Origin of the sequence: Streptomyces antibioticus, assembly GCF_002019855.1 — a bacterium.
GTDB classification, from domain to species: Bacteria; Actinomycetota; Actinomycetes; order Streptomycetales; family Streptomycetaceae; genus Streptomyces; species Streptomyces antibioticus_B.
This window is the reverse complement of record NZ_CM007717.1, coordinates 156,887-177,745: the sequence shown is the minus strand read 5'-3', so window position 1 is coordinate 177,745 and position 20,859 is coordinate 156,887. Positions and strand designations below refer to the sequence as shown.

Here is a 20,859-nt window from a genome sequence, read left to right as displayed (position 1 = left end):
GGGACGAGCAGTCCGAGAACGCGAGCGTGAAGCCGCGATGATCGCCGATGTCCAACGGCTCGTGCGCTGCGAGTCCCCCTCGGAGGATCTCGCCGCGGTCGCCCGTAGCGCCGACGCGGTCGCCGAGATGGGCGCGGCCCGCCTCGGAGCCGAGGCGGAGCGCATTGTCATCGACGGCCGTACGCATCTGCGCTGGCGCTTCGGCGAGACCTCGCGCGTGCTGCTGCTGGGGCACCACGACACGGTGTGGCCGATCGGATCGCTGGACAGCCACCCGTGCGAGGTCCGCGACGGCGTACTGCGAGGTCCGGGCTGCTTCGACATGAAGGCCGGTCTGGTGATGGCCTTCCACGCCCTCGCCGCCCTGACCCCGTCGACCGACCGCCCACACCCCCTGGACGGCGTGACACTCCTGATCACCGGGGACGAAGAGCCCGGTTCCCCCTCCTCCCGGGAACTCATCGAGAGCGAGGCACGCCGGAACGACGCCGTTCTCGTGCTGGAGGCGGCCGGCCCCGACGGTGCTCTGAAGACCGAGCGCAAGGGAGTGTCTCGCTACGAGGTGCGCATACGCGGACGGGCCGCCCACTCCGGTCTGGAGCCGGAACGAGGGGTGAACGCGACGATCGAGGCCGCTCAACAGATCCTGTCCGTGGCCCAGTTGGGCGATCCGACGCGGGGCACGACCGTCACGCCGACCCGCACGGAGGCGGGCACGACGACCAACACCGTCCCCGGCTCGGCGCGGTTCGACGTCGATGTGCGGGTACGGGACACGGCCGAACAGCAGCGGGTCGACACCGCGATGCGGAACCTGCGGGCAGGGCTGGACGGGGCCGTCGTAGAGGTCAGAGGCGGCCCGAACCGGCCGCCGCTGCAAGCCGTCGCGTCGCAGGAGCTGTTCGCGCGGGCACAGCGCATGGCGCGGGATCTCGGGATCGGCCCGCTCCGCCAAGTGGCCGTGGGCGGAGCCTCCGACGGCAACCTGACCGCGGGCGTGGGCACCCCCACCCTCGACGGGCTGGGGGCGGTCGGCGGAGGCGCTCACGCCGACGACGAGCACGTGATCATGGCCGAACTCCCGCGCCGGACACGGTTGCTGACGGCGTTGGTCGCCGACCTGCTGGCCGCGCCGGACCGTTGTGCGCCCGGACGAAACGGCGCCCGACTTCCGGTGCCCGCGGACCAGATGTGCGGCGGAAGGGACTGAAACCATGACCGGCGTGACTGATCTTCTCAGCGATCGCAAGAGCGAGCGCGACAGCGAGCGCGACCATGACGGTGGCCGCACGGCCCCTCCTCGCGTCGCCGCCGCCCACTCCACCGCCCGAGCCGCCGCACTGGCCGCAGGCGTCACCGTCGACTCCCTGGACTCCGTCGGCCAACTCGAGGACGTCCGGCGTCTGTACGAGCGCGTCTGGCGCACCGGCGAGCACAGCCCCCCGGTGACGGCGGACCTGCTGCGTGCGATGGCGACGGCCGGCAGCTACGTCAGCGGTGCCTTCGACGGCGATCAACTCGTCGGATCCTGCTTCGGCTTCTTCTATCCTCCGGAGCGGCAGGCGCTGCACAGCCACATCGCGGGGGTGCTCCCGCAGGCGCGACGACGGAACATCGGCTTCGCCCTGAAACTGCACCAGCGGGCCTGGGCGATGGCGCGCGGTGTCCACGAGATCTGCTGGACCTACGACCCGCTGATCCGCCGCAACGCCTACTTCAACATCGCGAAACTGGCCGCCGGACCGGCCGCGTATCTCCCGGACTTCTACGGTCCGATCGACGACGGCATCAACCGCAGCGACGACAGCGACCGGATCCTGGTGCGCTGGCGCCTGGATTCGCACGAGGTCGAGTCCGCCTGCGCGGGCGCCCCGAGACTGATCGACGCGGAGGCCGCCCGCGCGGACGGCGCGACCGTGGCACTCCACGCCTCCGCCACCGGCGCGCCGCTGGCCACCCCTGTCGGGAGCGGCGCCCGCACCGCGCTGGTGGCCGTACCGGAGGACATCGAGGCCCTGCGGGAGAAGGACCCGGCGTGCGCCGCGCTCTGGCGCAAGGCCGTACGCGAGGTGCTCGGCGGGCTGCTCGACCACGGCGCCCGGGTGCGCGGCTTCGACCGCGCGGGCTGGTACGTCGTAGACCTCGAAGCGCCCACGCCGGCCCCGGCCGCCGCGCGGCAGGCACGACGCGACGACAGTCACCGGTACGAAACCCTTCCCGGCGACACACCGCAGGAGACAGCGTGAAGATCACCGGAGTCGAACTCCGCACCCTCGAGATGCCCCTCGTCTCCCCGTTCCGGACGTCGTTCGGCACCGAGTCCGTACGCGAGGCGCTCCTGCTGCGGGTCGTCACCGACGAGTCGGAGGGGTGGGGCGAGTGCTGCGCGGGCACCGCGCCCCTGTACTCCTCCGAATACACCCACGCGGCGGCAGACGTTCTGAGCCGTTTCCTCGTCCCGGCCCTCGCGAACGTCCCTGACCTGGACGCGCACCGCGTCGCCCCGGCGCTGGCCGCGTTCAAGGGGCACCGTACGGCCAAGGCCGCGCTGGAGACGGCCGTCCTGGACGCCGGGCTCCGCGCCCGCGGCGTCGCCCTCGGGCAGGCACTCGGAGCCGTACGCGACACCGTCCCGTGCGGTGTGTCGGTGGGGATCACGGAGTCGATCCCCGCCCTGCTCGACGAGATCGCCGGATATCTGGAGGCCGGCTATCTGCGCATCAAGCTGAAGATCGAGCACGGCTGGGACGTCGAGCCGGTCCGTGCCGTCCGCGAGCGCTTCGGCGACATCCCGCTCCAGGCGGACGCCAACAGCGCGTACGGCCGGGGCGACGCCCGGCATCTGGCGCGGCTCGATCCGTTCGACCTCCTCATGCTGGAGCAGCCGCTCGCACAGGACGATCTGCTCGGGCACGCGGAACTCGCCACCCGGATCGCCACGCCGATCTGCCTGGACGAGTCGATCGTCTCCGCCCGTGCCGCCGCCGACGCGCTCGCGCTCGGCGCCTGCCGGGTGGTGAACATCAAGCCGGGCCGGGTGGGCGGATACCTGGAGGCGCGCCGGATCCACGACGTCTGCGCGGCGCACGGCGTTCCGGTGTGGTGCGGCGGCATGCTGGAGACCGGGTTGGGCCGGGCCGCGAACGTCGCGCTCGCCGCGCTGCCGGGGTTCAGGTTCCCGGGCGACACATCGGCCTCCGACCGCTACTACCGGACCGACATCACGCCGCCGTTCCGGCTCGCCGACGGGCATCTGGCGGTGCCGGACGGGCCCGGGCTCGGCGTCACTCCGATCCCGGCGGTGCTGGACGCGGTGACGACCAGGACGACGTGGATTCCGGTTTCCGCCCCGTAGCACCACCACTCCGCGACGACGAGCCGTCGCCACGATTCAGACGAGCCGTCCCCACCCTTCATCCGTCCGGCCGGACGAACCAGGTGCCAGAATTCGGTCATGGACCACCAACGGCGACGCACGCGCGCAAGGCTAGTTTCGGCCATGTGCTCACCCCCATGACCAGCCTCCCCCGAGCGAGCCTCGGACGAGTCCTGGAAGAACTCGGCACCACACTCCTCGGCGTGGTGTGCGGCTCCGACGACCGGGCCGGCGACATCGGCGGGGTCGTCATCCACGACCCGCTCGACGCACCGGAACTGCCCGAGAACGCCCTGGTCCTCGGCGTGGGTCTGCACGATCCCGCCGACATCGCGCGGGTCGTCACCGAACTGGGCCGGTCCCACGCCACCGCACTGGTGGTACGCGCCCCCGTCGAACCGGACGAAGAGCTGCGCGCCGCGGCCCGTACGTCCGGCGTGACCGTCCTGTCCTTCGCCCGCGGCGCGTCCTGGACGCACCTGGCGGGAATGCTCCGGACGCTGACGGCCGCCCACGCCGACCCGTACGACACCGACGCCTCCGCGCCCGGCCGGACCGGCTCCGGCGACCTCTTCGCCGTCGCCAACGCCGTCGCCGCGCTGCTGAACGCCCCCGTCACCATCGAGGACCGCAACTCGCGCCTGCTGGCCTTCTCCGGCCGGCAGGAGGACGTCGACCCCTCGAGGGTCCAGACGATCCTGGGCCGGCAGGTTCCCGAGCACTACACCCGCATCCTGGAGGAACGCGGGGTGTTCCAGGAGATCTACCGCAGCGACCGGCCCGTCTTCGTGGCCGCTCTGCCCGACCCCGACGACGACACGGTGCAGCCCGAGCTGCCCCGGGCGGCGATCGCGGTCCGTGCCGGGGACGAGATTCTCGGCACGATCTGGGTGGTGGTCCACGAGCCCCTCGGAAAGGAACGCGACGAAGCCCTCTACGAGGCGTCCAAGCTCGTCGCCATGCACATGGTGTGGCAGCGCGCCGACGCCGACCGGGAGCGACGCCTCCGGGCGGAGCTGGTGGCCACCGCCCTCGAAAGCGGCCCGGGATCACCCGAGGCGATCCGCCGCCTCGGCCTGAAGAACGAACCCATGGCCGTCCTCGCGCTCACCGTCGTCGACACCTCGACCCAGCACCGGCTGCCCGCCCGGCTCGCCACCGAACGCAAACGGATCACCGACGCCTTTGCGATGCACCTGTCCGCCGTCCACCCGCGCGCCACGGCCGTACTGATCGGTGACATCGCCTACGGAATCCTGCCGCTGCTCACCCAGAACCGGCAGGACGCCGAGGAACGCGCGGCCACCATCGCCACCGAGTTCCTCGCCCGCGTCGGCTCCCGCCTGCGTCCGCTGATCGGGGTGGGTCCGCTGGCCGCGGACAGCTCGGCGCTGGCGAGATCACGCTCCGGCGCCGAACGCGCCCTGCGCGTCCTGCGCTCCGGCAACGCGGCCCAGCAGGTGGCCCGCCTGGACGACGTCCATGTCGAGGCGCTGCTGCTCGAACTCGCCGACCTCGTGCCCCGCGGCGACATCCCCAGCGGCGCCGTCGCGCGGATCGTCGCCTACGACGCGACGCACCAGGCCAACCTGGTCGACACCCTGCGGAGCTGGCTCGACGCCTTCGGGGACGTCGCCGTGGCGGCCGCGGCGATGTTCGTGCACCCCAACACGTTCCGCTACCGGCTGCGGCGCGCCGCCGAGGTCGGCCGCATCGACCTCGGCGACCCGGACGCCCGCCTGTCGGCCATGCTCCAGCTACGCCTGATGGCCCTCCGGGACGCCGCCGACGCCGACTGAGCCCGGTGTACGGCGGCCCGCGGCCACACCTTGCGATTGCTGCCCGCCCGGCGTCCCCGATACCCCTCAGGCCGGTGCCGCCAGTCCCAGGGTGCCGATGAGGAAGGCCAGCCACTCGGCGTCCTGGGCGGTCGCGACCTCGGGCGAGGTCGCCGCCCCGTGGCCGGCGTCGTCGAAGACGTGCAGCAGGATCGGGGCCGGCCCGCGCTGTGCCGCCTGCAGCCGGGCGGCGAACTTGCGGGCCTGCGACGGCGGGCACCGCGGGTCGGCCGCGCCGGCCTGGACGTACACCGCGGGGAACTCCCCGGGCTGCACCAACTCGTACGGGGACAGGCCGAGAAGCCGGCGCACCTGCCGCGGGTCGTCCGGGTCCGCCCACGCCTTGCGGATGACGAAGTCGAGGTAGGGATCGCGCAGGCCGCCGATGAGGTCCAGCAGCGGCGCGCGCGGCAGGACGGCACACCACAGGTCGGGCCGTGTGGTGACGGCGACGCCGCACATGAGGCCGCCGTCGGACCCGCCCGTCAGCGCGAGCCGGTCGGCCCGGGTGAGCCCCGTGGCGATCAGGTGCTCGGCGACGGCGACCAGGTCGTCGTCCCGCACATGCTTGTGCTCCCGGTGGGCGGCCAGGTACCAGTCCCGGCCGAACTCGCCGCCGCCGCGCAGATACGCCTGGACGAGGACGCCGCCGGCGGCGACGAAGGCGGCCAGGTCGGCCTGGTACTGCGGCAGCGTGGGCACGTTCGCGGCGCCGTAGGCGCAGATCAGGGTCGGTGCCGGCCGCCCCGGGTCGCTGCCCGCCGGCCGCACCACGTGGTAGGGGACGGCCGTGCCGTCGGGCGCGACGGCGTGGGCCGCCGTCAGCTCCGCGTCGAGGACGACCGCGGGCGCGGCGAGGGTCTCCACCTCCGGCTCGCCGGGCCGGTGCCGGTAGACGCCCCAGGAACTCGTCAGGGTGGAGAAGGCGAACACGAAGTCGTCCGGCGGGGCTCCTGCCGCCAGACCGGTCAGCGCGAAGAACGGCGCGGCGAGCGCTCCCCGGCCGGGCAGCGGAACCTCCCCGGTCACGGCGCCCGACCGGTCGAGGATCCGGACCCTGGCGAAGGTCCGGTCGAACTCGCTCAGGTACAGATGCTCACCGACGACGGACAGCGACCGCAGCACCGTGTCGCCCTCGGGCACCAACTCGGCCCAGATCGCGGGGTCGTTGGGGTCGTCGGCGTCCAGCGGCAGGGCGACGACCCGGCCCCGCGAGGCGCCGACGTCGGTCACCGCGACGTAGTGGTCCCCGACGATGTGACCGGCGACCGTCCCCGCGCACGCGGTGAGGAAGGGGCGCCAGCCCGTGCTGGGCCGGGACAGGTCGCGTACGGCGATCGGGACCGGGCTGCCGACGCGGTGGCTCGCGACCGCCCAGCGGCCGTCCGCCGAGACCTGGACGAGCGTGTACTCGCGGGAGCCCGCGCCGACGGGGATCGGCTCCACCGTCGTCGTGCCTCCACCGGATCCGTTCCGCGACGGCGCGTCGAGGCGGTGGAGGTAGGTCGCCTGCCGGAACTCCCGCGCCGGACCGGCGAGCGCGAAGAAGTAGAACCCGCTGCTGTCGGGCAGCCACGAGACCCCGCCGGCCCACGCGCTGTGCAGGACCTGCGGCGGCGCCCCGTCGAGGACCCGCCCCGAGTCGGTGTCCACGAGCCGGATGGTGTTGTGCTCACTGCCGTCGGCGCAGACGCCCAGCGCCACGACGCGGCCGTCGGGTGACGGCATCAGCCAGGACAGACAGGCCGGATTCCGCCCGCTGCCGAAACGCGACAGGTCGACCACGGCGCGCCCCTCGCCGAGCGGACTGTCGGCGACGAGCACGGTCGGCGCTGTGCGACCGGGCGGGGTCACGGCACGGAACCAGCGACCGGCGGCGTACCGCGGCAGGTCGGGCCGGGCGCCGCGCTCATGCGCCTCGATCAGCGCCCTTACGGCCGCGGGGTCCGCCCCGTCGTAGCTCACGGCGGTCGCGAGGTCGGCCTGCCGGCGCTGCCAGTGCCGTACCTCCTCGGTCTCCGGCTCCAGCCATCGGTAGGGGTCAGGGACCCGGACACCCGCGACGTCCTCGTGGACGTCGACGGTACGCGCGGGCGGATAGGCGGGACGGGTGGGGACGTTCACGGTGACTCCGGATGATCGATGTCCTCGGGGCGGGCGTCGGGGTCGCGGGGACGTACGGGCTGCACGGGCCGGGCGGACGCGTCCGCGCCGGTGCCGAGGGCTTGGGCCGAGGCCGCCTCGGTCTCCGCGCGGAGCCGCTCGAACGCCCCCGGGACCCGGGTGACGCGCCGGAAGTGGATCAGCGCGTCGTAGGCGGCGGGGAAGTCGTCGACCGGGTCGAGGCCCCCGGCGGCGAGGGTGCCTTCGACGCCGTCGAAGAAGCCGGCCGGGGCGCGGCGTGTGTCCACGACGGCGACGGGGAGGCCGAGACTCTCCAGCCGCGTCTCCACGCAGTGCGGCGTCAGGATCCGCGAGCCGAGGGAGACGTCGCAGTCGAACGGACGCGGGGAGCGCTGGGTGAAGCCGACCTCGGGACCGGACCCGTAGGTGGTCCCGATGACGGCCAGGTCGGAGCCCAGGGTGTCGGCCAGCAGACCGCCCAGGGTGGGCCGGCCGTGCAAGGGGGAGCGGCGGACGTGCGCGTTGTGCGCGCTGACCACGACACGCCGCTCCCTGTGGAGCACCTGCTCCACGCTCCGCGCCATGAACACCTCCCGCGGATACGGCTCCCCGGGCTCGGTGCATGGGTCGGAGGCGACCGCGGCCTCCGCGACGAAGGCCCGCAGCGAGGCGGCGCACCACGAGGCGATCCGCGCGTTCTCGTCGTCCGCCCCGCGCTCGTCACGGAATCGCAGCGCCCGCCGCTCCAGTTCCTCAAGTCCCCTTGTGAGCCGCGCCCGTTGGGCATCGGGCATCGCCGCGTACCGCACGGCGGCCTCCGAGCGCCCGCCGAGATCGCTCAGCCGCAGCAGCTCGCCGTCACCGGGGGAGGGCGGAAGCCGGTCGAGGCAGGCGCGGACGGCGGGTCCGGGGGAGGTGGACGACCCGGGCAGGTCCATTCCGTGGAAGGCGACCTGCCGTGCGGACCGTGTGTTGTGCCGGCGCATCCAGCGCAGTTGCCGGTGCACCGGCTCGCACGCGCCGAACCCGTAGGTGATGCCCTCGCGGGCGATCGTCTCGACGTCTCCCGGGCCGCCGTGGATCCACCGGTCGACCGACAGCCCCTCGGGAAAGCCGGACTCCAGGACCAGGCCGGTGAACCCCAACTCCCTTACGAGGAAGCGGAAGAGACGGTCCCTCAGGCCATGGAACTCCATGATGTTGTGCGCGCCCTCGCCGAGCGCCACCACGCGGGCGTCACCGATCAGTTCACGCACCACATCGACGGTCGCGGCAGGCGTGTTCGCGTGCATGTCCATCTCAGTCGCGGAAGGACCACAGTTCCGGCGTGTACAGGAAGCTGAGCAGCGCGTTGAACGAGGACGGCGGACCGGAGAGGGACTTCTTCCACACGACCAGGGTGTGCGGGGTCGGGAAGAAGAGGACCGGCAGATCCTTGGACAGCAAGGTGACCTCGTCGGAGAGGACCTTCGGGTCGGCCCCGAACGTCGAGGCGTTGATCAGCCGGTCCGCCTCGGTGTTGCGGTATCCGCCGAGGTTGAAGCTGCCGTCGCTGTTGAAGACGGTGTTGCTGCTCGGGTAGCCGGCCGCCAGATACAGGGGCCCGTAGTCCTCGGTCGCCCACTTGTCCTTGTTGGCGGGCGCGAAGCTGTTGCCGTAGTTGGTGTAGAGGTAGTTGAGGGACTTGGTCACGATGGTGATCTTGATGCCGAGCTTCTTGGCCTCCGAGGCGAAGGCGGTGTCCCGGGCGCCGACGTACGCGGGGGTGTTCGCGGACGCGAGCGTGAAGTCGATGGTCTGCCCGCGCGGGATACCGGCACCGCACTCGCCCGCCCCGGTGCCGGGGTGTTCGCAGACGGTGGAGCCGCCCGGCGTCACGGTCCAGCCGTTGTCGGTGAGAAGCTTCCTCGCCGCGGCCGGGTCGTACGGATAGGGCGCCTTGTCGCCGAACCGGGGCGGGTAGGGGGAACCGCTGCCCCCGGTGCTGTAGTTGGGCGAGGCGGCGCCGTTGTGAACGCCCCGGCTCTTGATGTACCCCTGCTGGTCGATGAGGTGTTGCAGCGCCTGCCGCACGTACGGCTGCGCGATGATCTTGTCGAAATTGCCGGACGTGTTCTCGAAGTTGAGGACCAGCGGATCGAACCGGGCGGGCGCCGGGGCACCGTAGACGTGATAGCCCTTGCGCTTCAGGGCGTCGATCTGGGTGATGAAGCTGGAGTCCAGGGTGCCCACCGTCAGGCTGCCGGCCTTGAACTGGTTGAGCACGGCCGCGCCGGACGTGAACGACTTGAAGTCGACCTGGTCGAGTCGCGCTTCGCCCGGCCCGCTGTAGGACGCGTTCGGCGCCAAGGAGTACGACCCGGTCGTCGGGTCGAAACTCTTCAGCCGGTAGGGGCCGTTGACCACCTGCCACAACGGGTTGGAGGCGAACGTCGACTGCGACTCGGACTGTTCGGTGAGGTAGGCGTAGATCGCCTTGGCGTTCTTCGGCTCGGTGTAGTCGAGGTGCGGGCCGCCGGTGCGGGCGATGTTCCACTCCTCGGACGGCATCACGTAGAGGAGCGTCAGCATCGACAGGAGATACGACTCGTTGTAGGCGGTCTCGAGGGTGAGCGTGAGGGTGTCCGCGGCGGTGGCCCGTGCGGTGACTCCGTCCGGGAACTGGTCCGGGGTGTAGAAACTCCAGTTGGCCGGGCTCTCCTTGAGCGCCGCCTTGAGCAGGGCGAGGGAGAAGACGACGTCGTCGGCGGTGACCGGTCTGCCGTTGGACCAGGTGTAGTCCTTCATCTTGATGGTCACGGTCCTGCGGTCGGCGCTGTAGACGGGCGCGTCGGCCAGGCTCAGCGCGCTGTCCGTGATCTGGTCGCCCTCTCCGCTCGGACGGTAGAGGGAACGCCACATCAGTCCACGGGCGATGACCGTCCCGTTCGCCGAGGCGGGAGGGTAGGGGTAGATGTAGTTGGGGCTGAGCCCGGGGGTGAGCGCGATGGTGGCCGTCCCGCCGTCCTTGGGCTTCCCCGACTCCTTCGGAAGCGTGCCGTAGCTGCCCTGGACGTCCTGGGCCCGGCCCCCGCCTCCGCCGGTGCAGGCGGCGGTGGCGAGCAGGGTGAGGACGGCGGGGAGCGCGGCGAGAGCGCGCCCGCGCGGCGTACCGAAGACATGCGTCATGGAGAGCTCCTTGCGAAGTGCGGTGAGGTGGGTCCGGGCATCGGGCCCGGTAGGGGCCGCGGTCGACACGGCCCGCGGTCGACACGGTCCGAGGTCAGTCGGCCCGTCGCCCGAGCGTGTCGCGGAGCGCGTCCGCGAGCAGGTTGAGGGCGAGGACGGTCACGACGATGCAGCCGCCGACCGGATAGATGAGCCACCAGTAGTCGGCGGAGATGTAGGTGGCCCCGCTGGCGAGCTGGCTGCCCCAGTCCGCGGTGGGGTAGGTCAGTCCGAACCCCAGGAACCCCAGGGAGGCGACGACCAGGATCGCGTCGGCGACCTGGAAGGTGATGTTGACGATGATCACGCCGAGCGCGTTGGGGATCAGATGGGTGAGGATGAGCCGCCGCCGCGACGTGCCCATGACCCGCGCCGCCAGGACGTACTCGCGCACGCGCAGGGTCAGGACCTCACCGCGGACCAGCCGGGCGGAGACCAGCCAGGAGAAGCCGCCGATCACCAGGCTCAGGGACACGGCGTTCGCGTGGAACCGCGCCGACAGGATGAGGACGAAGAAGAGGAACGGAACGGAGAGCAGCGTGTCGACCACGCGCATCAGGAAGCCGTCGAGCAGTCCGCCGGCCAGTCCGGCGACGGCGCCGTAGAGCGTGCCCAGGGTGGTGGCGAAGAGCGCGGCGAGCAGTCCGATCTGCAAGGACACGCGGCCGCCCGCCATCAGCCGGCCCAGGACGTCGAACCCGTTCGTGTCGGTGCCCAGCGGGTGGCCGGGGCCGGGAGGCAGGGCCGCGTTGAGCAGGCCCACGTCGGTCTGGTCGGTGCGGTGGAGGAGCGGGCCGAGGAAGCAGAAGCCGAAGACGAGGATCAGGAGCAGCGCGCCGGCGACACCGAGCGGATGGTGGCGCAGCGTACGCAGCACGGCCCGGGGCGAGAACCCGCGTCGTCGCGGGGAGAGCGCGGCCAGTTCGGCGGAGTCGGCCTCCGGGGGCACCGCGCCGTGCGGCTCCGTGACCTCGGCCGAACTCACCTGGTGTGCGGTCATTTCGACAGCTCGATTCGACGGTCGGCGGCGAACACCGCGAGATCGGCGACGAAGTTGCCGGCCACGGTCAGGACACCGCCGATGAGGGTGTAGGCGAGGAGCACCGGATAGTCCTCGTGCTGAAGGCTGTTGAGGAACAACAGCCCCAGGCCCGGGTAGTTGAAGAGCGATTCGACGATCAGGTTGCCCGCCAGGAGCGTGGGGATCAGCGTGCCGGCCAGAGTGATCAGCGGCAGGCAGGCGTTGCGGAGCAGATGGCGGGTGAGGATCAGCCGTTCGGGCAGACCCTTGGCCCGCGCGACCCGGATGTAGTCCTGGCCGAGCTGGTCCAGTGCCGAGGAGCGCTGGTACTGGGAGAAGATCGCCACGCTGGTGACGGCGAGCGTGATGACGGGCAGTGCCATGGCGCGGGGATCGGTGAGGACGACCCAGGAGGAGTGCGACCGGGACGCCTCCGCCGGGAACCACGGCAGGAACTGGCTGAACACGGCGATCAGGATCAGGCCCAGCAGGAACGACGGGGTCGCGTACAGCACGTAGGCGACCGCGGTGGCACCCCGGTCGAGAAGCCGGTTCCGTCGCACCGCCTGGAGGATGCCGAGAGGGACGGCGATCAGCAGCGCGAGCAGCAGGCCGGCCAGCGAGAGCACGGCGCTGCGCCCGGCGTTCTGCCCCAGCAGCGCGCCCACGTTCTCGTTCAGCTTGTAGCTCCTGCCCAGATCCCCGTGCAGGAGCTGGCCCAGATAGCTGACGTACTGCACGACCAGCGGACGGTCGAAGCCGTGCTCCCGGTTGAAGTCGGCCACGGCGTCCTGCGAGGCGCGCTGCCCCAGGACGACACGGCCCGGATCGTCCGACACCAGGTGCAGCAGGAAGAACACCGCCGCGGAGATCCCGAGCAGGACGACACAGGAGATCGCCGTCCGCCGGAGCACGTACCAGGTCATGCGTGCGTTTCCTTTCTGTCGAATCTCCCGGATTGACCGGATGTGGCGGATCTGCCGGACCGCCGTGCGCCCCGGGCGAGCGGGGGACGAGGGGAGGAGCGCGTCATCGTGCCGTCAGCTCCACGGACCGGGCGGCGTCCGACCGCAACGGGTGGTGGCAGGCGACGCGATGGGTGCCGTCGAGAGCCGTCGGCTCGGGTTCCGTGGTGGCGCACACCTCGGTGGCGAACGCGCACCGGGTGCGGAACCGACAGCCGCTCGGCGGATCGAGAGGGCTCGGCAGCTCGCCGCGCAGCCGGGCCGCCGTCCGGGGGCGCGGCGGTCCCGGATCGGCCTCGGGGACCGCGGCGAGCAGTCCGGCGGTGTAGGGGTGCGCGGGCGCCGCGTACACCTCCTGCGTGCTGCCCGTCTCGACCAGCTTGCCGAGATACATGACGCCGACCCGGTCGGCCAAGTACCGCACGACCGCCAGGTCATGGGAGATGACGACACTGCTCAGACCGCGTTCGTGCTGGACACGGCGCATCAGGTTGAGGACCTGCGAACGCACCGAGACGTCCAGCGCGCTGACCGGCTCGTCGGCGACCAGCACATTCGGGTCCAGGGCGAGCGCCCTGGCCAGTCCCACCCGCTGCCGCTGGCCGCCGGAGAGTTCATGGGGGTAGCGCTCGAGAACGCCCGCGGGCAGCCCCACATCCCGCAGCAACTCGCGGGCCCTGGCGGCCCGTTCGGCACGGCTCCCGATCCCCTGGATGGCGAACGGCTCGCGGAGGATCGCCCCGATGCGCATCCGGGGATCGAGGGAGGCGTTGGAGTCCTGGAACATCATCTGCAACTGGGCCCGACGCGGCCCCAGTTCACGGGAACTCATCCCGGACACGGGCGTGCCGTCGAAGCGCACCTCACCGGAGTCGGGCCGGTCCAGGGCCACGAGCATCCGCCCCAACGAGGACTTGCCGCATCCCGATTCCCCGACCAGCCCGAAGGTCTCGCCGGCCGCCACCTCGAAGCTGACCCCGGAAACGGCCTTGACCGTGCGGCGGGTTGCAAGGAGCCGACGGTGGCCCACCGGGTATTCGCGTACGAGGTCGAGGACTTGGAGCCGGGGTGCTTTCGGCTCCTCCTGCTCGGCCGAAGGTGTGCTGGGGGAAGGAACGCTGAGGACTGCCGCCGGCCGGCTCCGGACCGTCGGACCGGACACCGGATGCCAACACGCGTACGTATGACCGCCCTTGTCCTCGGCCGCCGTCGGCCGCTCCTCGCGACAGCGGTCCGTCGCCGCCGTACAGCGCGGAGCGAAGGGACACCCGGCGGAGACCACGGCCAGATCCGGCGGTGCGCCGGGAACGCTGAAGAGCTTTTCGCGCCGGTCCTGGGTGAGCGAGGGGATCGAGGACAGCAGCGCGTGCGTGTAGCGGTGCCGCGTGCGCTCGAAGAGGGCGGCGGTCGGCCCGGTCTCGGCCACCTGACCGGCGTACATCACACCCACCCGGTCGGCGTGACGGGCGATCACCCCCATGTCGTGGGTCACGAGGATCATCGACATGCCGAGCCGCGCCTTGAGGTCGTCCAGAAGATCGAGGATCTCCGCCTGGACCGAGACGTCCAGGGCCGTCGTCGGCTCGTCGGCGATGACGACACGCGGCTCGCACACCAGCGCCATGGCGATCATGACGCGCTGCCGCATGCCTCCCGAGAGCTGGTGCGGGTAGTCGTCCATCCGCTCGGCCGGTCTCGGTATCCCGACCAGGGCGAGCAGTTCCTCGGCGCGCGCACGCGCGGCCCGTTTCGTCGCGCCCCGGTGCAGACGCACCGGCTCGGCGACCTGCTCGCCGACGCGCCGGGTGGGGTTGAGCGCCGTCATGGAGTCCTGGAACACCATCGCGATGTCGTTGCCGCGCAGTGCCCGGTACCGGGCCGGGGGCAGCCCGACCAGTTCCGTGCCGCCGAGATCGATCGAGCCGGCGGTCACCCGGCCGCCGGACGGCAGCATGCCCATGATCGCCAGACCGGTCATGGACTTGCCCGAACCGGTCTCTCCGACGATCCCCAGGGTCTCCCCGCGGTCGAGCGTCAGGCCGACCCCCGAGACCGGACGGACGACCCGGTCGCCACGCCGTATCTCGACCGACAGATCGCGAATCGTCAGCACACGGCGGTCGTCCGCGCCTGGACGCGGCTCCCCGCGGTCATCGTTCGTGCGCACGGTAGCGCTCCCTTTCGTTGGCCACCCGTCGATGGTGGGATGCGATGCGCGGCCGCCGTTCGTCCGGTTCACCGAAGCTTCGGCTCAGCGCCCGTCGAGTCGTACGAAGAACGTCCGCAGGTGTACGGGACCGTGTTTCCGGCCCGGTCAGACGGCTGCGGGCCGGCCGAGTCCGGCGTGGAACAGCCGCAGCACGTTGCCACCCAGCACGGCGACGATGTCGTCGTCGCGCCAGCCACGCCGCTGCAACGCCTCGGTGACCAGGGGAAGCCCGGCCGGCCCGGTCAGCCCGGGCAGATAGGCGTCGGCCGGCACGCCTTCGACGAGCGTGCGCTCGCAGCACGGCGGAGTGGTGTCGGCGAGGACCTCCTTGATGAAGTCCGGCCCCAGCCCGACATGCTCGACACCGGCCACCCCGACGATGTGCTCGATGTGATCCACGAGCCGGTCGACGGTGTAGTCGTTCTCATGCAGATAGGGGGCGAAGAAGTTCACGCACACCACCCCGCCTCCGCCCGCGACGCCCCGGATCTGCTCGTCCGTCAGGTTGCGGTGATGGTCGAAGAGGGCCCGCGCGGCGGAGTGCGTCGCGAGCACCGGCCGGGACGCCAGCTCCAGGACGTGCTCGACCCCGGCCGCGCCCAGATGACTGACGTCCAGGAGCATGCCCAGCCGCTCCATCTCGGCCAGCGCGGCGACCCCGGCACGGGTGAGCCGGCCGCCCGTCCCGTCCTCTCCACTGCCGTCGGCCAGCGCGGTACGCCCGAAGTGCGCCAGGGAGGCGATCCTGACCCCCAGCCGGAACAGCGTCTCCAGCAGTTCGACGTCCTCGCCCACGCCGGGCGCGCTCTCGAGCGCCAGCACCAGGGCGATCCGGCCCACCGCGAGCGCCCGGTCGATCTCGGCACCGTCCGCGCACAGCGCGACGGCGTCCTTGTTGCCGGCGGCGAGCCGGTGGGCCGCTTCGATCATGCGCAACGTCCGCCGCAGCGCGCCCTCCGGCCGGTACGGATCCTCGACGAACACCGGCAGCACCTGGAGGTTCACCCCGCCGGCCCGCAACTGCGGCAGCCACCGCTCCCGGAAGAACCCGGCCCAGCGGTCCACCGGCCGCGCGACCACCGCGCAGAGCAGATCGTTGTGCAGATCGGCGACGACGGCCCGCCTGTGCAGCACGTTCACGACGACACCCTCCGATCGGCCCGCCCGTCGTGCAGGAACAGCGCACGCCCCTCCCCGTCGTCACCGAGAAACGCGATCGGCGTGCACACGCCCCGCTCCGGCTCGACGGGACGCAATGTGTCCCCGCGCCACCGCACGAGCTCCGTCCGGTACGGCAACTCGTCCAGATCGGCGGCGACCCCCAGGGGGATGCGCTCCAGCCACAACCGCCCGTGCTCGTCACCGCGGACGGTGGTCCGGGAGGTGCTGGACAGATACGTACCGGCGTACCGCGACGCCTCCAGCGGCGGCGACGACTCGGCCGCACCCTGCTCGGGCGCGTGGGCTTCGACCGACCGGACTTCGCCGAGTTCGCCGAGCTCGGTGAGTTCGGTGAGTTCGCCGAGGACACGGTCGGCCACCTCGGCGTACACCTGCCGTGACCGCCCACCGTTGGTGAGGACGGCCAGCGCGAGCCGCCGTTCCGGCACTAGGCGAAGGAAGGCCGACTGACCGATGGTGTTGCCGTCGTGCCCGACGACGGTGCCGTCCGGAGTGTCGTACAGCTCCCAGCCCAGCCCCCACGCGGTGCCTTGGCCGATGTCGGGAAGGGTGACCTGCGGTTGCCGCATGGCCCGGACGCTGTCCGACCTCAGCACGGAACGACCATCGGGGCCCCGACCCTCCGCGAGGTGCATCCGGGCGAAGGCGACGAGATCCCGGGGGCGCATGGCCAGCATCGAGCCGGCCGGAGAATTGGAGCGAGCGAGAGCCCAGACCGGGGACGGCTCGAGCGGCCCTCCTGGCGCACGCTCGACATGCCCCACGGCCGCACGGTGAACGATCGCCTCATAAGGATCACCCGCGGTGTGGGTCATCCCGAGTGGCATGAACAGCCGACGGCGTGCACAGACATCGAACGGCTCACCGCACACCACTTCGACGATCCGCCCGAGCACGCAGTACCCGGCATTGTTGTACGAGAACATCGCACCGGGCTCGAAGAGCTGCGGCACGTCATGGAGGGCGCCCAGGTACTTCTCCACGCAGTCGTCACCCTTGCCGGTGTCGGTGAAGACGTCCCCCTCGAACCCGGCTACGTGACACAGCAGTTGGCGTGGAGTGATCCTCCGCGCGGCCTCCGCGTCGGCGATGCGGAACTCGGGGAGGACGTCCCGCACCGGAGCGTCGAGATCGAGCTTCCCCTCGTCGACCAACTGCATGATCAGCGTCGCGGTCACGACCTTGGTGATCGAGCCGATCTGGAAGAGCGAGTCCACCGTGGCCCGCACGCCGGTGGCCGTGCTCAGCACCCCGGCCGCACTCTCCACCACCCGCTCACCCACTGCGACGGCCACAGCGCCCCCCGGCACACCGCACTCTTCGAGCAACCCGGGCAACCGCGCACGCAACCACACCCCGACCCGGTCCAGCCCCACCTGCCCGTCCAGCCCGCCCGACTCCACCATGGCATCCCTCCTGCTCGGTGCGGGGGAGCCTATGAGCTGGGGGAGGAGCGGACTTCGTCCGCTGGGACCAAGTGGGGGGTGTGGGTTGGTGCGGGGGTCCGGACGCGGGCGACTGCTGGGTCGCCCAGAGCTGGGAGACGACCCACTGACGCTGGCACCGAAGGAATGGCAACGCCCGGGCTTCTGGGACGACTACTTCGACGGCGAGCCGTCTGCCTGTGCCGAGTACGAACGTCTGCGGGCGGAGATCTTCGCCCAGGCGTAGGCGCTTGGGGCGTTCGCTCCATCACCCCGTGCGGGGTGTCAGGGTCCTGATCGGCGTCCGCGGGCCGTCCGCGGGCGGCCCGACGGGGCCGCCCCGGTTCGGGCTACGGCCCCCACAGCCGCAGCCACCGTCGCGTCGCCCCGCTCCCGAGAGAAATCGTTCGCCGTCGGCTGCCGAGGCTCCTAGCCTGCACCGGGTGATGTCACCTGATGAAGTGTTGTTCATTGTGGCGCTGTTGCGGCGGGCAGGCGCCGATGTCTGGGTCGGTGGCGGATGGGGCATCGATGCCTTGGTAGGTGAACAGACCCGTGACCACCGCGACTTGGACCTCATGCACCGGCAGGACCAGGAAGTTACCGTGCTGGCGGCTCTCAGCGCGGCGGGCTTCGTGGAGAGCCTGGACTGGAGGCCAGTCCGATTCGTCATGACAGCACAGGACGGCCGGGAGATCGATCTTCATCCACTGGTATTCAGCGGCGACGGCTCGGCCGTGCAGGCGTCACCCGACCCGCAACGTCCCTTCGTCTATCCCTCCTCCTGCTTCGTGACGGGCACCATCCAGGGCACACCCGTCGCGTGCTTGTCCGCCGAGCAGCAGGTGTACTTCCACCAGGGCTACGAACCATCGCAACGCGACCGGCATGACATGGCACAACTACGCCGGGTCTTCGGAATCGCCACGCACTTTTGATCTGCGCCGAGGCTCACGTGGCGTCAGTAGGGCTGGATAGTCAAGCAGCCGCTCCCGATCATGCCCGCCGCCATGAGGCGGCCAGGCTGGTCGGGCGTTGGTGTGAGGCGTCTGGAACGAGGTGGCCGTGCACGCTGATTGGAGGGCTGGTCGTACCTGTCGATCGGGGATCGGCATTGCAATCGCCGAGACGGGACTGCCGGTTCGCGTACCACCACCTCTGCGATGGTGAACGAACTCAGCGAGCAGAGAGGGGAGTACGCAGTTCCACGCGGAGCCGGACGGACGTGCCGATGGGCAGGCCCAGGGACGCGTACCGCAGGTCCTTCGAGTACGTCGCGATGAGGTCGAGATCCTCAAGTTGCCGACGGAGCTCGGCAACAAGGGCCTCGTCGAGGTCGGGTGTGTCCTCATCCGACTCGTCGAGGTACTGGAGCTGCTCATCCACAGCGTCCACGGCCCGGCGGCTGGCCCAGATTGCGAAGTCCGCGCACTCGAACAGGTAGGCGTGCGCGGCATGGAGTGTCGCGGCTGCCGCGTGCTCGTCCGCGTCGTCGGGACCGTCCTGGCCGTCGTTGTGGCAATAGTCGCTGAGCAAGTACTCGGCCACCCCGCGTTTCACGGCAGTGAAAGCGGTCGAGTCCCCGAGGACGGCCTCCCACACGGAGTTCAAGAGAGGTCGCAGGCTCATGGTGAACGGCGCCCGATCTTCCTCGGGCAATGCTTCATGCCGGCACATGAGCCGTTCCGCGGCGCCGGCGGCGAAGACTCCACGCTCGCCTGACGACATGGCCGCCAGACGCTCCTCCACCACCGCTGCCAGGTCTTGCCACGTGTCCATCGAGTCCCCGAGTCGAGATACCGGCGGCTCAAGCACGCCTCGGGGATCATCGTACCGACAGGTGACAACGCAGCACCGCAAGCTCGGGCACGCTCCGCGCAGGGCGACCGCGCCACCGACGGTGCGGCGGCCCCGGGAGGGGCGACCCTCTATGGGGTTGTCTCGCGCAGGTCCGGGCGATGTCTGGGCAGGCCGAAGCCTGCCATCTGCTTCTCCTCGTAGGACAGGAAGCCAAGGCTCCGGTAGAAGGCGTGGTTGCGCCGGCCTTCCGGTGACGACTCGTGGTCTGTGGACAGGAGGAAGAAGCGGCAGTGCGAGTAGCGCCGCATGAGGTGCTCGATCAGGGCTCGACCGATGCCCTGCCGGTGATGTGCAGGGTTGACCACGACGTCCTGGACGTAGCAGATGTGTTCGTCGTCGGAGATGGTGCGGGCCAGGGCGAGGAGTGTTCCTGAGCCGTCTCGTGCGGTGATGACGAGGTGGGAGTTCCGCAGGCCACGGCAGAGTTTGTCGACGTCGGCGGTGTAGCCCTCCCAGCCGACCGACGCGTAGAGACTCAGCATTTCATCAGGATCGAAAACGCCCTCTTCCGTGATGAACACGCTGAGCCCCCCTACAGCGGTGCCGCCTGCCGACACCTGCTTCTCACTGCATCTGACGTCACGATCGCCGGCCACGTCAAGATCGGGTGCCGGGGAGGCGGTAGGGAGGCGGATCGACGTCCCCCGTGACCCGCCCACGCGCGCACCCCTCACCTGCACACGCCCCGCCCCCCCCACCGCCTCAGCCAAGCACCGCGTCCAAGAACGTCAGCACACCCCCATCGGCGTCAAGGCGGGCCCGTGTCCCGATCGGGAACGTCTGCTGAGGCACCCCATGGCCGATGTCCGCGCCCACCAGGACCGGGATGCCGAGGTCGCCGAGGCGGTCGTGGAGGAGTTGCTCGACGCGTTCGCGGGTGCCGCAGTCGGTGAAGGTGCCGCAGACGATGCCGGACGCGCCGTCGAAGTAGCCGGCGCGGCGGAGCTGGGTGAGGAAGCGGTCGAGGCGGAAGGTCTCCTCGTCCACGTCCTCCAGCAGGACGATGCCGCCGCGCGCGGGCAGCGACGTGTCCGTGCCGAGGGAGCAGGCGAGCAGCGTGACCGTGCCGCCCAGGGTGATGCCCTCGGCCGTGCCGCCGACCAGCGGCCGGGAGTCCGGGAAGCGCAGCTCCTTCACCGAGGCCGGGTCGGTGAGGAGCGCGGCGAGGCCGTCGAAGTCGGCGCGGCCGGGGTGAAAGCCGCGGATGGCGGGCATGGGGCCGAACAGGCCCGTCCAGCCCAGCTTCACCGCCACCGCCTCCAGCAGCGCCGTCACGTCGGAGAAGCCGATGACGGTGCGCGGAGTGGGCGTGCCGATGGCGTCCCAGTCGACCAGTTCCAGGGTGCGCTGGGCGCCGTAGCCGCCGTTGGCGCAGAAGACGGCCGTGAACGCCGGGTCGGTGAGCGCGGCGGTCAGATCGCGGGCGCGCAGCGCGTCGTCCCCGGCCAGGTACTCGCCGGTCGCCCGCGCGGAGGCGAACACCTCCGGCTGGAAGCCGAGTCCGCGCAGCGACTCCAGGCCGATCTCCAGGTTTTCCTGGTCGGTCGGTCCGCTGGCGGCGATCACGGCGACACGGTCACCGGGCTTGGGCGCGGCGGGGCGGATGAGGCCCTCGGAGGGGAGGGTGAGGGGCATGGTGGTGCTCCTTGGCAA

The 20,859-nt window shown here is 71.2% G+C and carries 16 protein-coding genes; 5 read left to right on the top strand and 11 right to left on the bottom strand.

Annotated elements, in window-relative coordinates; translation table 11 throughout:
* Positions 1–37 precede the first annotated feature (37 nt).
* The 4 genes from AFM16_RS00800 to AFM16_RS00785 all read left to right on the top strand — a co-directional run bounded on the left by AFM16_RS00800 (position 38) and on the right by AFM16_RS00785 (position 5,175).
* Positions 38–1,210, top strand: coding sequence for a M20 family metallopeptidase (locus tag AFM16_RS00800; RefSeq protein ID WP_078631622.1), 1,173 nt, complete (start codon positions 38–40; stop codon positions 1,208–1,210).
* Between the two features lie 13 nt (positions 1,211–1,223).
* Positions 1,224–2,246: a GNAT family N-acetyltransferase gene (locus AFM16_RS00795; protein WP_179123235.1), complete on the top strand. Its 1,023-nt coding sequence runs from the start codon at positions 1,224–1,226 to the stop codon at positions 2,244–2,246.
* Entirely contained in the window at positions 2,243–3,355 is a 1,113-nt protein-coding gene (menC, locus tag AFM16_RS00790) for an o-succinylbenzoate synthase (RefSeq protein ID WP_078631620.1), read from the top strand. The genes AFM16_RS00795 and menC overlap by 4 nt, the downstream gene beginning before the upstream one ends.
* 158 nt (positions 3,356–3,513) lie before the next feature.
* Positions 3,514–5,175, top strand: a complete 1,662-nt coding sequence (locus tag AFM16_RS00785; protein ID WP_078631618.1) for a PucR family transcriptional regulator — start codon at positions 3,514–3,516, stop codon at positions 5,173–5,175.
* A gap of 66 nt (positions 5,176–5,241) precedes the next feature.
* Here AFM16_RS00785 and AFM16_RS00780 read toward each other — a convergent pair whose 3' ends face one another.
* The 8 genes from AFM16_RS00780 to AFM16_RS00745 all read right to left on the bottom strand — a co-directional run bounded on the left by AFM16_RS00780 (position 5,242) and on the right by AFM16_RS00745 (position 17,298).
* Positions 5,242–7,338, bottom strand: a complete 2,097-nt coding sequence (locus tag AFM16_RS00780; RefSeq protein WP_078631616.1) for a prolyl oligopeptidase family serine peptidase — start codon at positions 7,336–7,338, stop codon at positions 5,242–5,244.
* A complete protein-coding gene (locus tag AFM16_RS00775; RefSeq protein ID WP_167797126.1) occupies positions 7,335–8,630 on the bottom strand; it encodes an erythromycin esterase family protein in 1,296 nt (431 codons plus the stop codon). Before AFM16_RS00775 ends, AFM16_RS00780 begins: the two co-directional genes overlap by 4 nt.
* A gap of 7 nt (positions 8,631–8,637) precedes the next feature.
* The gene (locus AFM16_RS00770; protein WP_078631613.1) at positions 8,638–10,506 is read right to left on the bottom strand and encodes an ABC transporter substrate-binding protein; all 1,869 of its coding nucleotides are present in this window, start codon (positions 10,504–10,506) and stop codon (positions 8,638–8,640) included.
* A 94-nt stretch (positions 10,507–10,600) separates the two neighbouring features.
* A complete protein-coding gene (locus AFM16_RS00765; protein ID WP_078631611.1) occupies positions 10,601–11,545 on the bottom strand; it encodes an ABC transporter permease in 945 nt (314 codons plus the stop codon).
* Entirely contained in the window at positions 11,542–12,492 is a 951-nt protein-coding gene (locus tag AFM16_RS00760) for an ABC transporter permease (RefSeq protein ID WP_078631609.1), read from the bottom strand. The genes AFM16_RS00765 and AFM16_RS00760 overlap by 4 nt, the downstream gene beginning before the upstream one ends.
* A 103-nt stretch (positions 12,493–12,595) precedes the next feature.
* Positions 12,596–14,698 (bottom strand): dipeptide ABC transporter ATP-binding protein, encoded by a 2,103-nt coding sequence (locus tag AFM16_RS00755; protein ID WP_078631607.1) that lies wholly within the window; start codon positions 14,696–14,698, stop codon positions 12,596–12,598.
* Between the two features lie 147 nt (positions 14,699–14,845).
* Complete coding sequence (locus AFM16_RS00750; protein WP_078631606.1) at positions 14,846–15,880, bottom strand: dipeptidase; 1,035 nt, start codon at positions 15,878–15,880, stop codon at positions 14,846–14,848.
* Positions 15,877–17,298 (bottom strand): serine hydrolase domain-containing protein, encoded by a 1,422-nt coding sequence (locus AFM16_RS00745; protein WP_256861259.1) that lies wholly within the window; start codon positions 17,296–17,298, stop codon positions 15,877–15,879. The genes AFM16_RS00750 and AFM16_RS00745 overlap by 4 nt, the downstream gene beginning before the upstream one ends.
* A gap of 494 nt (positions 17,299–17,792) precedes the next feature.
* Here AFM16_RS00745 and AFM16_RS00740 point away from each other — a divergent pair, with 494 nt between their 5' ends.
* The gene (locus AFM16_RS00740; protein ID WP_179123358.1) at positions 17,793–18,284 is read left to right on the top strand and encodes a nucleotidyltransferase domain-containing protein; all 492 of its coding nucleotides are present in this window, start codon (positions 17,793–17,795) and stop codon (positions 18,282–18,284) included.
* A gap of 238 nt (positions 18,285–18,522) precedes the next feature.
* On the opposite strand, the gene AFM16_RS00735 is transcribed toward AFM16_RS00740, so the two are convergent.
* The 3 genes from AFM16_RS00735 to AFM16_RS00725 all read right to left on the bottom strand — a co-directional run bounded on the left by AFM16_RS00735 (position 18,523) and on the right by AFM16_RS00725 (position 20,841).
* Positions 18,523–19,125, bottom strand: coding sequence for a hypothetical protein (locus AFM16_RS00735; protein WP_078631600.1), 603 nt, complete (start codon positions 19,123–19,125; stop codon positions 18,523–18,525).
* A gap of 149 nt (positions 19,126–19,274) precedes the next feature.
* Positions 19,275–19,727: a GNAT family N-acetyltransferase gene (locus tag AFM16_RS00730; protein ID WP_209313209.1), complete on the bottom strand. Its 453-nt coding sequence runs from the start codon at positions 19,725–19,727 to the stop codon at positions 19,275–19,277.
* 181 nt (positions 19,728–19,908) lie between these two features.
* Entirely contained in the window at positions 19,909–20,841 is a 933-nt protein-coding gene (locus AFM16_RS00725; protein WP_078631597.1) for a S66 peptidase family protein, read from the bottom strand.
* Positions 20,842–20,859 lie beyond the last annotated feature (18 nt).

Excerpts from the sequence above, each read along its gene's own strand:
- AFM16_RS00735 (WP_078631600.1), bottom strand. The coding sequence starts at position 19,125 with ATGGACACGTGGCAAGACCTGGCAGCGGTGGTGGAGGAGCGTCTGGCG.
- AFM16_RS00785 (WP_078631618.1), top strand. The coding sequence starts at position 3,514 with ATGACCAGCCTCCCCCGAGCGAGCCTCGGACGAGTCCTGGAAGAACTC.
- AFM16_RS00740 (WP_179123358.1), top strand. The coding sequence starts at position 17,793 with ATGTCACCTGATGAAGTGTTGTTCATTGTGGCGCTGTTGCGGCGGGCA.
- AFM16_RS00800 (WP_078631622.1), top strand. The coding sequence starts at position 38 with ATGATCGCCGATGTCCAACGGCTCGTGCGCTGCGAGTCCCCCTCGGAG.
- AFM16_RS00760 (WP_078631609.1), bottom strand. The coding sequence starts at position 12,492 with ATGACCTGGTACGTGCTCCGGCGGACGGCGATCTCCTGTGTCGTCCTG.
- AFM16_RS00770 (WP_078631613.1), bottom strand. The coding sequence starts at position 10,506 with ATGACGCATGTCTTCGGTACGCCGCGCGGGCGCGCTCTCGCCGCGCTC.
- AFM16_RS00775 (WP_167797126.1), bottom strand. The coding sequence starts at position 8,630 with ATGCACGCGAACACGCCTGCCGCGACCGTCGATGTGGTGCGTGAACTG.
- AFM16_RS00725 (WP_078631597.1), bottom strand. The coding sequence starts at position 20,841 with ATGCCCCTCACCCTCCCCTCCGAGGGCCTCATCCGCCCCGCCGCGCCC.
- AFM16_RS00765 (WP_078631611.1), bottom strand. The coding sequence starts at position 11,545 with ATGACCGCACACCAGGTGAGTTCGGCCGAGGTCACGGAGCCGCACGGC.